Annotated in this window: 10 protein-coding genes; 5 read left to right on the forward strand and 5 right to left on the reverse strand. The window is 64.9% G+C overall.

Going from position 1 to position 13,148, the window contains the following annotated elements; all coding sequences use genetic code 11:
• Positions 1 to 7: 7 nt before the first annotated feature.
• Both OKW37_RS38525 and OKW37_RS38530 read left to right on the forward strand, forming a co-directional pair.
• On the forward strand, positions 8 to 382 hold the full coding sequence (locus OKW37_RS38525; protein ID WP_090810587.1) for a sodium:proton antiporter: 375 nt from the start codon (positions 8 to 10) through the stop codon (positions 380 to 382).
• On the forward strand, positions 376 to 3,471 hold the full coding sequence (locus OKW37_RS38530; RefSeq protein ID WP_429402134.1) for a complex I subunit 5 family protein: 3,096 nt from the start codon (positions 376 to 378) through the stop codon (positions 3,469 to 3,471). The genes OKW37_RS38525 and OKW37_RS38530 overlap by 7 nt, the downstream gene beginning before the upstream one ends.
• 87 nt (positions 3,472 to 3,558) lie before the next feature.
• On the opposite strand, the gene OKW37_RS38535 is transcribed toward OKW37_RS38530, so the two are convergent.
• The 5 genes from OKW37_RS38535 to OKW37_RS38555 all read right to left on the reverse strand — a co-directional run bounded on the left by OKW37_RS38535 (position 3,559) and on the right by OKW37_RS38555 (position 10,816).
• On the reverse strand, positions 3,559 to 4,230 hold the full coding sequence (locus OKW37_RS38535) for a hypothetical protein (protein WP_184059175.1): 672 nt from the start codon (positions 4,228 to 4,230) through the stop codon (positions 3,559 to 3,561).
• A 27-nt stretch (positions 4,231 to 4,257) separates the two neighbouring features.
• Positions 4,258 to 5,748 (reverse strand): cytochrome-c peroxidase, encoded by a 1,491-nt coding sequence (locus OKW37_RS38540; RefSeq protein ID WP_429402132.1) that lies wholly within the window; start codon positions 5,746 to 5,748, stop codon positions 4,258 to 4,260.
• A 123-nt stretch (positions 5,749 to 5,871) separates the two neighbouring features.
• The gene (locus tag OKW37_RS38545; RefSeq protein WP_429402130.1) at positions 5,872 to 8,268 is read right to left on the reverse strand and encodes an alkaline phosphatase family protein; all 2,397 of its coding nucleotides are present in this window, start codon (positions 8,266 to 8,268) and stop codon (positions 5,872 to 5,874) included.
• A 629-nt stretch (positions 8,269 to 8,897) separates the two neighbouring features.
• Positions 8,898 to 9,572 (reverse strand): glutamine cyclotransferase, encoded by a 675-nt coding sequence (locus tag OKW37_RS38550; RefSeq protein ID WP_429402128.1) that lies wholly within the window; start codon positions 9,570 to 9,572, stop codon positions 8,898 to 8,900.
• 14 nt (positions 9,573 to 9,586) lie between these two features.
• Positions 9,587 to 10,816, reverse strand: coding sequence for a helix-turn-helix domain-containing protein (locus OKW37_RS38555; RefSeq protein WP_429510109.1), 1,230 nt, complete (start codon positions 10,814 to 10,816; stop codon positions 9,587 to 9,589).
• A 167-nt stretch (positions 10,817 to 10,983) separates the two neighbouring features.
• Here OKW37_RS38555 and OKW37_RS38560 point away from each other — a divergent pair, with 167 nt between their 5' ends.
• The 3 genes from OKW37_RS38560 to OKW37_RS38570 all read left to right on the forward strand — a co-directional run bounded on the left by OKW37_RS38560 (position 10,984) and on the right by OKW37_RS38570 (position 13,007).
• Positions 10,984 to 11,748: a DUF899 domain-containing protein gene (locus OKW37_RS38560; protein ID WP_429354807.1), complete on the forward strand. Its 765-nt coding sequence runs from the start codon at positions 10,984 to 10,986 to the stop codon at positions 11,746 to 11,748.
• Positions 11,745 to 12,542, forward strand: coding sequence for a DUF2182 domain-containing protein (locus OKW37_RS38565; RefSeq protein ID WP_429402126.1), 798 nt, complete (start codon positions 11,745 to 11,747; stop codon positions 12,540 to 12,542). The genes OKW37_RS38560 and OKW37_RS38565 overlap by 4 nt, the downstream gene beginning before the upstream one ends.
• A gap of 198 nt (positions 12,543 to 12,740) precedes the next feature.
• Positions 12,741 to 13,007, forward strand: a complete 267-nt coding sequence (locus OKW37_RS38570; RefSeq protein WP_429402124.1) for a DUF4148 domain-containing protein — start codon at positions 12,741 to 12,743, stop codon at positions 13,005 to 13,007.
• Positions 13,008 to 13,148 lie beyond the last annotated feature (141 nt).

Below are 13,148 nucleotides of genomic sequence, written 5' to 3' on the forward strand. Positions count from 1 at the left end.
AGAGCGCATGAGCACCGGCATCCCGGTTTCGAAGATCCTGCTGATCACGGGCTTCTGCCTTTCCTTGATCGGCCTGTGGGGCATGCTGACCCACCGCAACATCCTGCGCATCATCATCGGCTTCGCGGTGATCGACACGGGCCTGCACATCGTGATGGTCGCAACCGGTTACGTCACGGGCGGCACCGCGCCGATCATCGACGCAGCGCTCAGCAAATCCGCCGCCGCGCACCGCGCGATCGATCCGATTCCGTCGGCACTCGTCGTCACGGCGATCGTGATCGGGCTATCGGTCACCGCCATCATGCTGTCGTTCGCGATCCGTCTTCATGCCGCCAGAAAGACGCTTTCCATCGACGCCTTCACCGAGTCGAAATGGTAGCCGCGCTGTTTCATCCGCTGCACATCTTCATTCTCGGGCTCGGCGGCGGCTTCGCCATTCCGCTGCTGTACCGGCTCGGCAAGCCATGGCTCACGCTCGGCTTTTTCATCGCGCTGTGCGGCATCGTGTTCGTCTCCGGCGTGTCGTTCTACGGCCTGCTCGACGGCGGCGACACGATCGAGGTGCTGACCGCGGGCGCGCTGCCGCCGGTGTCGATCAATCTGCGCTTCGGCCTGTGGGAAGGCTTCTTCACGTTCAGCGTCAATGTGGTCGCGCTGCTCGGCGCATTGCATCTGTGGGACCGTCTGCGCGGCAACTACGCGGCGTTGCTGCTGTACCTGATTCTGGTGATGGGCATCGACGGCATGGTGATGACCCGCGACCTGTTCAACCTGTTCGTGTTTCTCGAGATCGTGTCGATCGCGACGTACGGCCTGTTCGGGCTCGAGCGCACGCCCGCCGCGCTCGCCGCCGCGTTCAAGTACATCTTTGCGACCGTGATCGCGTCGACGCTCTTTCTGCTCGGCGCGGTGCTGCTCTACTACGTGAGCGGCACCCTCAACATCGACGAACTGCTGTCGCTGCGCGACCAGCTCGGCGGCCCGATCGGCACGACCGCGATCCTGCTCGTGTTCGCGAGTCTCGTGATCGAGCTGAAGCCGTTTCCGGCCAACGGCTGGGGGCTCGACGTCTACGAGACCGCGCCGAGCGGCGTCGGCGCGATGGTATCGGTCGGCGTATCGGCGGGCGTGTTTTTCGCGCTGCTGAAATTGCTGCCGCTGTTCGACGGCCTGCTGACGCTGCTCGCCGTCTCGGGCGGCGTCACGTTCCTGTTCTCGAACCTGCTCGCGATCAAGCAGACGAAGCCGCAACGCTTGCTCGGCTATTCGTCGATCGGGCAGATGGCGCTGTTGATGCTGTCGCTCGCGTTGTTGCGCCAGATCGGCGCGGACGCATCGATCCCGCTCGTCGTCGGCGGGCTCTTCATCAACCATCTGTTCGCGAAGGCCGGGCTGTTCTGGCTAATCGGCGTGCTGCGGCGGCACGGCGACGATGCACGCGCGATCCTGTCGCGCAGCCCGTTGCTGATCGGCCTGCTCGGTCTCTTCCTGGTCGCGATCGCGGGACTGCCGCCATTCCCCGGCTTCTGGGCGAAGTGGGAACTCGTGATGCGCCTGACCGCCGCTGGCAAGCCGTACTGGATCGTGTTGATCCTGACCGGCTCGCTGCTCGAAGCGGGTTATATGTTCCACTGGTTCGTGCGCGCGCTGGCTCCGTCCGAGCTCGAGGCCAAAGCCCGGCCGAACATCGCCGCGCTGTTGCCGCTGTTCGGCGTCGCCGTGCTGCTGATCGCGGCGGCCTATATGGCAGCCGTGTTCTCGGGCGTCGTGTCGGCGTGGATCTTCTCGCCGCTCGCGGCGGGTGCGCTGTTCTATGCGGCCGATCGTCTGCCGGGGCGCGTGAAAGGCGTGCTCGCGGTGATCGCGATTGGATTGATCGGCAGTCTGCTCTGCGAGGGCTCGCGCGGTATCGCCGGACTATTCGCCTGGCTGCTGCTCGCGGGCAGCCTCGTGATCGCAGCGGCGAGCCTCTATCGCGACGACGTGCGCGCCGGCTTCTATCCGATGCTCGTCGTGCTATCGCTGTCGATTCCGGCGCTGCTGCGCTCATCCACCTCGCTCGAGTTCTTCTATAGCTGGGAAATCATCACGCTGTCGTCGTGCTTCCTGATCGCGAAGTGCCGGCGCGCGGGACCGCACGTGCTGACCTTCCTGCTGTTTTCGCTGCTGGCTGCGTTCTTCCTGCTGGCGGGCTTCGCCAACGTCGCGGCGATCGACGACAGCATCGCGCTGTCGGCGCTGATCCATTCGGGACCGGAGGCGAACCGCGCGTTCGTGCTGCTCGCGGCCGGCTTCCTGATCAAGGCCGGCGCGATCGGCGTGCACGTATGGCTGCCGGGCGCCTACACCGAAGCGGAAGACGACGTGACCGCGATGCTGTCGGCGGTGGTCAGCAAGGTCGCGATGTTCGGCCTGTTGATCGGCACCTATCTGACGATACGCTCGGAGGTCGGCCTCGAACTCGCGCACGCGATGACCTGGATAGGCATGCTGACGGCCCTGTTCGGCGCGCTGATGGCGTTGCGGCAGAACGACTTCAAACGGATGCTCGCGCTGTCGAGCATGAGCCAGACCGGCTATATCGTCGCCGCGATCGGCCTGATGAGCCATCTCGGCTGGGTCACCGCGCTGTATCTGGTCGCCAATCACATGTTCGTGAAGGGCATCCTGTTCCTCGCGCTCGCAGGCGTGATCTCGCGCACCGGCACGCGCAACTTCGCCGATGTGGGCGGCCTCGCGCGCGAGATGCCGCTCACGTTCGCGATGGTCGTGATCGCGCTCGTCTCGATGTCGGGCCTGCCGCCGCTGATGGGCTTCGGCGGCAAATGGCTGCTGCTGAGCGCAATGACCGACAAGGGTTGGTACGGGCTCGCCGTGTGCGGGCTGATCGCGACCTGCGCCGGCTTTCTGTACATGCTGCGCCTGCTGAACGGTGTCTTCCTCAAACCGCGCCCGCCGCAGCGGCCGCAGGTGCGCGAAGCGCCTGTGATGCTGCTGGTGCCGCAGTTGCTGTTCGTGGTCGGTATCGTGATCCTGTCGTTCTTTCCGAAGGTGTTGCTCGAACCGGTGTCGGCCGCGATCGATCCGCAGTTCGCGGCGACACTGGTGTGGGGCGGCATGTCGCTCGAAAGCATCTACGGGTTCTGGAATCCGACGCCGGTCGTGATCGTCGTGCTGATCGTCACGGCGATCGTGTTCGGGCTAGGTGTGCTGTACTACCGCAGCCGGCGCGGCAATGCGCGCAACGCCCCGGATTTTTACCACTTCTACCGGCCGCTCCTGAGCCGCACGGTGCCGCCGGTCGCGCAGATGTTCTGGCGCGGCATATCGCACTTCGCGCTCGTGGCGGCGGCTCGGATACGCCGCGTCTATACCGGCAACGGGCAGACCTACGCGCTCTATGTGCTGCTGTATTTTCTCGCGATCTATTTTGCGAGCACGGGGCTGAGTCCAGCGAGGACACCGTAAGGGTGCACCTGGTCCTGGCGCAGCGGCATGGACCGGCCCACGTGCGGGAACGATCGCCTCGGAGCACGGCGTCGGCGAACTCAACGATCATCGAACGAGATATTCTTCCGCTACCCAGCCGTCCTTGGTCAAGCGCACGCCTTCGCGCAGTTGCATGGTGCCCGCGCCTTCGATCACGCGCGCCACCATGGGAAACACTCGCTGGAACTCAGGAGTCCTGGCAAAAGGCGCCGGGTCGATCTTATAGGTGTAGAGCACCGAGGTCCTGGTCTCCCCGTCGTGAGTCTGGGGCGGCTCCCAGCCCACCACCTTGTCCAGGGTCAGCGTGGCTACGCAAAAATCGGCGTCGTGCGTGACCGTCTTGCCGGGCGTCGCCACCACCACCGGCTTGTGCAGGTAGAACTTCTTGCCTTCGTCGGTCAGCGCATACTCGCGTCCCGGCGCCTCGATCCTGGCCCCGTCCTCGCCAGTGCGCTCGACCGTCATGACGGTGCTCTTGACGAGGCCCAGCTTTTCCATCACCGGCAATTGCAGCGCATCGCGGGAATGCGTGACCACGATGTCCTGATCGGCCACGTGGATGGGCCAATCGTATTTCGCCACGCACAGGTGGCCGCGATCGGCCAGGTAGTGCGTGATGGTGTTGGTAAAGTTCTCCGCGGTAGGCTCGGCCTTGTTCTGGCAACCGCCCAGCAGGAACGACGCCGTCAGGGAAACCGCAATGGCAGTGCCGCGCACCGGATTCGAAAAATGCATCATCGTGGATAGTTCAAGTATTCAAAGAGATCAATTTACGCAGCTACCGCTCGTGGGCTGGGTCGCGGGAGGCTGGTAGCCGTCGCTCAAAGTATTCAGGAAGCAGATCACGTCCTGCACGTCCTGATCCGATAGTTGCGGCGCCGAATGGACAGCACGCGGCTGCGCACCGTTCAACGCGGTGGTGCCGCCCGCGTCGGTCTGGCCCTGCCCCAGCGGCAGTTCCTCGTCGATATTGCCCTGGTAGGCGGCCGGCAGATCGTTGAACATGTTCACCGTCGCGCCCGCTGCATAGGTGGGTTGCAGCGCATAGCTCGGGTTGCTGGTCAGCTTGGTCGAATCGCCACCCGTGGACGGATACCAGTACTCGGGGTTGGTGTCGCGCGTGTTGTAGAAGCGCACCACCTGCTCCAGCGAGTGGAACACGCCGTTGTGGAAGAAGGCGCTGCGCGCGGCGACGTTGCGCAGCGTCGGCACCTTGAAGCGACCGCAATACGGATCCGGGTTGTTCACGCCCGTAAAGGGGTCCGGGCCGGCGCCGCTGGTGGCCGAAAGCGGCGTGTGGCTGTCATAGCTGCCGTTATTGATCGGGCCGCACAGCCCCATGTCGTAGTAGCTCGCGTTCAGGTTGGCCGCGATGGGGTTCGGATTGTCCGGGATCGACGTGTCGTTGCGCGGCGCACCGATCGCCTGATAGGTGAAGTCGGTCCCCAGCGCGTTCGAGCCGTTGAAGTTGGCGCCCATGAAATGGCAGGCCACGCAGCCGGCCCCGTGATCGGTATCGTTGAACAGGTTCATCCCGCGCAATTCGGCCGGCGTCAACGTGCCGCCGATCTTGTTGTTCGCATACAGGTCGAACTTGCTGGAATACGGCGCAAAGCTCGGGTCCTCGTTCTGGTAGGCCTGCAGCGCGAGTCCGATGTCCTGGAACGCCGTGTCCGTATCGCCGAACACGGCCGGGCCGTACACCGCCGTGAACTGTGCGGCATACGAGGAGCTCTTCACCGCCTGCACCACCGCGTCCTTGGAGCCGTTGTTCATCTCGATGGGATTGAGCAGGGGCAGCGCCACCTGGTCGGCCAGCGTCTTGCCGCGGCCGTCCCACATGAATCCGCCGCCCGGCGCGTTCGCCGTGATGCCGTCGGGGTTCGAGGCGTTGTCGTCGTAGGCGGGCGTCATGGCCTTGTAGCGCAGCGAGGGAACCGCACGCTGGCCTTCCGATACGCCATCGGAACCCAGCTGCACCGCCAGGCTGTTGGGCGGGCCGTAGGCATACGCCGGATCGTGGCAGCTCGCGCATGCCTCGTTCTTGCCGCCGGACAGGTTCTTGTCGAAGAACATTTGCTGACCGATCTGGGCCGCAGCGCTCAGCTTGCTCGTGGGCGCCGACCCCGTGGATCCCGAGGATCCCGTGGAGCCCGTGCCTGCATCCGTCGAAGCAGACTGTGACGAGCCCCCGCCCCCACAAGCGGCCAGTGTCGACAAGATGACATAAAGCGCCCCCGCATAAACCTTGCGCATCGCTACTCCCCCCGGCTTTGTTCGATAAGACAGCTGGCGGGGGAGCGGCCGAACCGCTCCCCCGCGCAGGCTACTGCTTGATGAATGGCACGCTTGCGCGTGCTTGCCGTTTAGTGCTTTTTATTACTTCGTCGCCCACAGGTTCTTCTGGGTCGCGTCCGGACCAACTTGCGCCGGATCGCTCACGTCACCCGTCTGGAACTTCTGCGTGTAACCGGCCGGAATCACGTAGGCGTGGTTCATCGGACGAACCGCGTCGTAGTGCGTGTCGGCGCTGCCAGCGTACTCAGGCAGGTTGGCGATGTTCTGCGCAATGTACGATTCCGTGTACTTCGAACGGTTGGCGTACGAGGTCGGAACAGTCGGGTCGGCCAGCTGGAACATGTCCTGCACCGTGCGCACGAACGAGAAGTGGCTGTACGTATCGCTGTCGGCGACGCCCTTCGGCGCGGAGCCCACGTCTTGCTGGTTGGTCATCAGGACGAAGATCGAGTTGCCATGGCCCTTGTTGCCGTTGCCGTACTTCGCCTGAACCGGAGTCCAGCTGCCGTCCGCGTTCTGCATCTGCGTAGCCTTGCCACCCACGTCCCAGCCGCAGCACGAGCTGCCGGCACCGTTGGACGTGCCATTGCCTTCGTCGAACATGACCACGATGGCAACGTTGCGCTGCTTGTTCTGCCACAGCGGCGAGGCCTTGATCTTCTGCACCACGGCGTTGGTGTAGTAGTCGGCGCGGGTCAGCAGCGCGTGAGCCGGAACGGTACCCGAGGCGGTCGCGCTGTCCTTACAGGTGCCGTCGCTGCCGGTGCCGTGCAGGTCATCACACTGGTCAGGCATGATGAAGTTCAGGGTGCCGATGTCGCCCTTGGCCAGGTCGGTGCTGAACTGGTCGACGTTGTAGCCGGTCGGAACCTTGTAGAGCGTGGTGTTGGTCAGGTCGGCCGCGTTCGTGTAGTACTGGGTACCGAAGATCGTGCGGTTGTTCGCGAAGAACTCCGGCTGGTTACGCACGTTCTGGTAGGCCATGCCCGGATGGTGCTTGGTCTTGTAGAGCGAACCGGGCATGGCGAACGGCGTGCCCGTCACGGTGATGCTACCGTCCGTCTGGTTGTAGGCCTGCGATACACCGGTGTCACCGAGGCTGTCGCCGCGCGGATCCTGACCCGGGTTCATGGATTCGCTGTAGGTACGCCACGTCAGGCCCGCGTTCGAAATCTGCGTGAACAGGTTCGGCGCGGTCATGATGTTGTGGTTGGCGACGGAACCGGTGCCGTCCGTCGAGCACGCCTGGTTGCTGGCCGCCGTGTAATTGGACAGCAGCGATCCAACGGCCACGGTGGCGCCGCCGGCGGTGGTACCGATGATCGGGTCGTTCGGCGTCAGCGCGACGTGGGACGGCAGGGGCTGGCCGTCGGAAGCCGTGCCGCCGGCGAAAGCCTTGTCCGTCGGGGCGTTGGCGCCGGTCGCGGCGCAACCCCACCAGTTGTCGTCGCCGATACCGAAGTCGTCGGCGCCGCCCAGGGCGGTGTAGTTCGGCTCGGAGGGGCTGCCGGTCGCGAAGTAGGTCGAGAAGTAGTTGCCGTTGGTGATCATCGAGTTGACCGCCGGCATGTACGCCGAACCCTTGACGCGGTTCGTGCTGCTGTTCTCCAGCATGATCACGAAGACGTTGTCGTAACGCGGAATCGCTTCGACGTTGAACGCAGCCTGCTGGGCTTGTGCGAAGGTGATCGCCTTACGCGTATCCGTCGGGATGGTTTCGCCGGCGGTGATGCCGGAAACGCCGGTCAGGGTGGGGTCGCCACCGGCAACGGCCAGCGCATCGGGGTACTTGTCGCCACGATCGAGCTTCGTGGTGGCGTACGTGTAGCGGTTCGTCAGTGCGTTTTCTTCGAACAGCACCGCGTACTGCTCGGCGCCGGACAGGGTGTTGGCGTCGGCCAGGACGTCGCCGGCGGGAACCGTCACGGAGGCGTCGTTGAATGCCGGGCCGGACAGACGGGTCGACAGATTAGCCTTCTCGGTCGCGTACTTGCTGCCGTTGGCTTCGACGAGGCGCTGCACTTCGCTCGACATCGGGCTGATCACGACTTTGGTGGCGCCCTGGTCGGCAATCTGGTCGGCCGAAGCGCGCAGGATCAGGTGGCTGGCGACCTTGGCGGCCGATGCCGTGTTGGTGGCCGAGGTCGTGATGTCAGCGACGAGCGGACCCGTGGCGGTCGTGGTCAACGAGAAATGGCCGTTGCTGTCGGTCTTCGCGGAGGCTTCGCCGCTGTCGAGCACGCCGTTGCCATTGGCATCGACGAACACGGTGGCGCCTGAGTAGTAGCCGGCCTTCAAGGTCGGGTTGCCGCTCGAGCTGCCCGGGACGAAGGCAGCTGCGGCGACCACGCCCGAGTAAGTCGTGCCGGCGGTCGTGCCACCGTTGTTGTTGCTGGCAGAGGGGCTATCCGAATTTCCGCCGCAAGCTGCGAGCACGCAGGCAGCGGCAACGGACGTTAGACAAAGCGCTGGGCGCATTTTGTGATGCGATGACATTTGGGGACCCTTTGTTAGTTGTATCGGCAACCGCTTGTGTGGGGCAACACTTGGTAAAACCAGCGAATAATATGAAGGGATTGTGTAAACGGTATGTCTGCACGCGATAAGGATTGGAGTGAGAACCTGGCTTGGTTCTGATCACATCTTCTCGAAAAGCCGCAATGCACGGGCAAGCAACGAAGACGAAAATAAAGTTGAGAACCAACCGTCGTAGTTGTTGCGGATGCAGCGAAAATGCTCTCAATTCCCCGCTACTATTGAAAAACACTCGGAATACTTCGCGTGTGCAGTGCAGCATCCGAGTGTGTTGCGGTTTGGACTTTCGAGTACCGGGTGGTGGCGCATGCGCCGCGTCGGTGGGTCTGATGCGAGCACTGGTGGGCGAGGCTGAAGAAGCGAGATGACCTGACCGCTATCCGGCGGTGGCTGAGTGCTTTGCCACGGCCTGCTAGAAGTCGCTGCAGGCGGCCCGCGTATGGGGAGTAGTCTCGCGATAAGAGTAACGCAATGGAATACTTCGTTTACCAACGATGACTTACGTTATCGGCGAGTACAAGTAAGCCAAATACCAGCGCCGGATAACGAGGACGCGCTGCTTGCATGACGAATCACTCGCTCGTCGAATCGACCGGCAATTGCGAGTCGCTCTCTCGCAAGGGACGCTGCACGGCGCGAACGAGCCCGCTGCCGCCGCCTCCGCAGAAGAACAGATCCGCGCCGTTCGATTCGAGTCCGGAAATGCCCGCGCCGGCCGGCATCTCGACGCGCTCGAGCACCTCGCCGCTACGCGGATCGAGATGCCGCAGCTCGCTCTCGTCACCTTCCCACGTGCCATGCCATAGCTCGCCGTCGACCCACGTGATCCCGGTCACGAAGCGATTCGATTCGATCGTGCGCAGCACCGCGCCAGTGTCCGGATCGACCTGATAGATTTTTCGTTCGGGATACTGACCGACCCATAGCGAACCTTCGGCCCATGTCAGCCCCGACTGGCCGCCGTCGCCGGGCGCCGCGATCGTCGACAGCACGCGGCCGCTCTGCGGGTCGATCTTCTGGATGCGGCCGTGCGCGATCTGGAACAGGTGTTCGCCGTCGAAGGCCGTGCCCGCGTCGGCGGACACCGCGATCGAGCGCAGCGTCTCGCCGCTCGCCGGATCGAACGCGTCGAGCCGTTCGCCGGTCGCGATCCACACCTGTCGGCCGTCGTAGGTGACGCCATGCACTTTATCGACGCCCGTAAAGGGCCCATATTCACGGACGATTCTGGCGGCAGAGCGGTTCATGGTGGCCATCCTAATCATGAAGGGAACGGGGAAGGGAGTAACAAAGCCGTCGCGAATCCGGCCAGGGGCGGCGTCATCCAGCGGCGCGCGCGCCCCTCGCCCACTGGCTGCACCTTGCCGGCCGCGGCGAGCGAGTCGAGTGAGCGCTGCACGGTGCGCTGACTCGCGCCGAGCACGAGGGCAAGCGCGGAACTCGACCACGCTTGGCCATCCGACAGAAACGCGAGCAGCGCCGCATGCTCGCCTTCGACCGGCGGCGCCAGCACGACGACCTCGCGAGCGTGACGCGGCGCGAGCGCGAAGCCGCGCGTCGTCGCGCTGACGCTCGCGAGCGTGCCGAGCGCCGTGCGCAGCCGGCCGATCTCGACGCGCAGCCGCGCGCGGTGCGATTCGTCGGCGCGTTTGGCGCGGAACGCCCGTGCGACGAGCGCGTCGCGCGGCACGTCATTGGGCCATGCCTCGCCGAGCATGCGGGCGAGCGCAAACAGCACCGGTCGGCTCGCGAGCGCAACCGCCGCGTTCGCATCGCGGATCGCGTAGCGGCAAGCGTCGACGATCAACGCGCCGCCAGCGCGATTCGAGGTCAACAGCTTCTCGACTTCATCGAGCAGGATCGGTTCTTCTTCGCCATGCGCGATCATGCGCGCCGCCGGTTTGCCCAGTGCCACCGACGCGCTTTCGACTTCCGCGATCAACGCCGGAATGCCGGCCTCGCGTGCCGCGCGTCCGGCCCGCGCCAGCGCGGCACGGGCGGCGCCGCTGCGCAAACGCCGCAGCGCGACTCCCGCGACCACCAGTTCATGCGCGGCACGCAGTGCGGGCGGAAACGGCCGGGGATCGAGCGCGGCAAGCTTGCGCTCCGCTTCGTCGAGACGGCCGATCAGCAGCAGACGCCGCGCCGCGAGATACCGCGCATGCGCGGCATTGACGCGATCGCCGTACGCGTCGAGCGTGGCGGTCGCGGCGTCGAGTGTTTTGGCGGGCCACGCGAGATCGCGCGACGCCAGCGCGATCTCCGCTTCGGCGACCACGCATCTCGCGCGCGCCACCGCATGCTGCGCGCCGAACGCGCGCGCGGCGTCGCGCACCAGCGCCTTTGCGCGGCCGAAATCGCCGAGCTGCGCCATCGCGATGCCGCGCAGCGCGAGCGCCGGCGCGTCGTCGCGTAACGCGACGTGGTCGAGCGCGCCAAGTGGATCGCCGGCCGCGAGCGCGCGCGCCGCCGCCGAAATCAGCGCGTCCACGGCGTGCGAGTCCGCGCGTAGCACGTCAATGCATCAAGTGAATCCCGCCACACTTGTCACTCCCACCCGATCGATGCCCGGCCCTAATCTAGCACGACCATCAACCGTCACCGACGCCGTCGGGCAAGGGTTCGCGCGGCGCGGCACGACTCACGGAGGTACCCACGATGACTACGCATCCGATCGGAACACGCGAACAGTGGCTCGCCGCGCGACGCGCGCTGCTCGACGCGGAAAAAGCCCACACGCGACAAGGCGACGAGCTCGCGCGGCAACGCCAGGCGCTGCCGTGGGTCAGGGTCGACAAGGCCTACCGCTTCGATACCGACCAAGGCAGCGCGTCGCTCGCCGATCTGTTCAAAGGACGTTCGCAGCTGCTCGTCTACCACTTCATGTTCGGCCCCGACTACAAGGCGGGCTGCCCGTCATGCTCGTCGATCGCGGACGGCTTCGCCGGCTTCGCTGTGCATCTCGCGCATCACGACGTGATGCTGACGGCGGTGTCGCGCGCGCCGCTCGACAAGCTGCAGACGTACAAGCAGCGCATGGGCTGGACGTTTCCATGGGCGTCGTCGGCCGGCGGCGATTTCAATTTCGACTTCAACGTCTCGTTCACCGAGACACAGCAGCGCGATGGCGATATCGAGTACAACTACGCGCGCAACAGTCACGCGATGGACGTGAGTCCCGCGCCCGAACCGGTCGCGCAGTTCGCGGCGACCTGCGGCACCGACGCGGCCACCTATTCGCGCGACCGGCCAGGCATGAGCGCGTTCGTGCTCGAAGACGGCGTCGTCTATCACACGTACTCGACTTACGCGCGCGGTGTCGATGCGCTGTGGGGCATGTACCAGTGGCTCGATCGCGCGCCGAAGGGGCGCAACGAGACGGGCATCTGGTGGCGCCGTCACGACGAGTACGAGCGGTCATGAGCCCGCTCGTGCGCGCTGTCTGCACGAGCGGGCAGCGCGTGTTCGTCGGCGTCTGCGCACTGGTGTTCGGCGCGAGCGTCGCGGCGACATTGGCCCACGGCGCGTCGATGTCCGCGATGGGCGCGTTGCCGATGCCCGGCGGCTGGTCGATGTCGACGCTGTGGATGCCGACCTGCGGGCGCACGTGGGCCCGCGCCGCGGCATCGTTCATCGGCATGTGGATCGTGATGATGGCGGCGATGATGCTGCCGTCGTTGATGCCGACGCTGCTGCGCTATCGCGACGCGATCGGCTCGCGCGCAAGTGCGCAGCGACTGGCCCTGCTGACGATGCTCGTGAGTGGCGCGTATGCGGTCGTATGGACGGTGCTCGGCGTGGCCGTGTTCGCACTGGGCGCGTCGCTCGCGGCGCTCGAGTTGCGGTGGCCAGCGCTCGCGCGTTCGATGCCGCTGGCGGTCAGCGTGGTCGTATTGCTCGCGGGCGCGTTGCAGTTCAGCACATGGAAAGCCCGCCGCCTCGCCTGCAGCCGCACGACACCCAGCCTTCCCGCCGATGCGCCGAGCGCATGGAGATACGGTCTGCGCATCGGCATCGATTGCGCCGGTTGCTGCGGGGGTCTCACGGCAATTCTGCTGGTCGTCGGCATGACGGATTTGCGCCTGATGGCCGCCGTGACGGCCGCCATTACGGCCGAGCGACTTGCGCCAGACGGCGCACTCGTCGCCTGGGCGAGCGGCGCCATAGCCGTCGCCGGCGCGGGCTTGCTGCTCATCCAGGCCCTATCAGCCGGCTGACTCATGCGCGCCAACTGTCGCGGATCGCTTCGCAAATCGACGCTCGACGGCCTTGCTGTCTCATTATTGTTTTGGTTTCGGAAACAGTGAGTTCAGAAATTAGGTATTTACCCTACTTTCCGCTCCCCCTAGACTGTCATCACTGCTGCAAACAAATGGTTTCGCAGCCTAACAAGACAAAATCTGGAGGTAGTAAAAATGAAATCGCTCGTTCAAGCTGTCTTTATCGCCGCTACCCTCGCTGCTCCGGTTGCCGTTTTCGCTCAATCGAACCAGCCGCTGACCCGCGCGCAAGTCCGTGAAGAGCTGGCTCAGATCGAAAAAGCCGGCTACAACCCGGCACGTTCGAACCCGAACGAATATCCGTCGAACATTCAGGCTGCCGAAGCCCGCGTCGCGGCGCAAAACGCCGCGGTCGGCGGCGTGACCAGCGGTTCGTCGCAGCAAGGTCACGCAGCGCAGTAAGGCGTTGCAGGTTGGCAAGTTGCTGTTGATGTAGCTGTACCTGCCGGAGCGCTCGGCTTAGCGCTCTCGCAGCTTCCCCTACTGGCCCGCCATCGCGATTGAATGCGATGGCGGGCCAGTTCCGTTTTGGGGAGCTCTGTT

The sequence above is a fragment of the Paraburkholderia sp. MM5482-R2 genome, assembly GCF_050436125.1.
Lineage (GTDB): Bacteria > Pseudomonadota > Gammaproteobacteria > Burkholderiales > Burkholderiaceae > Paraburkholderia > Paraburkholderia tuberum.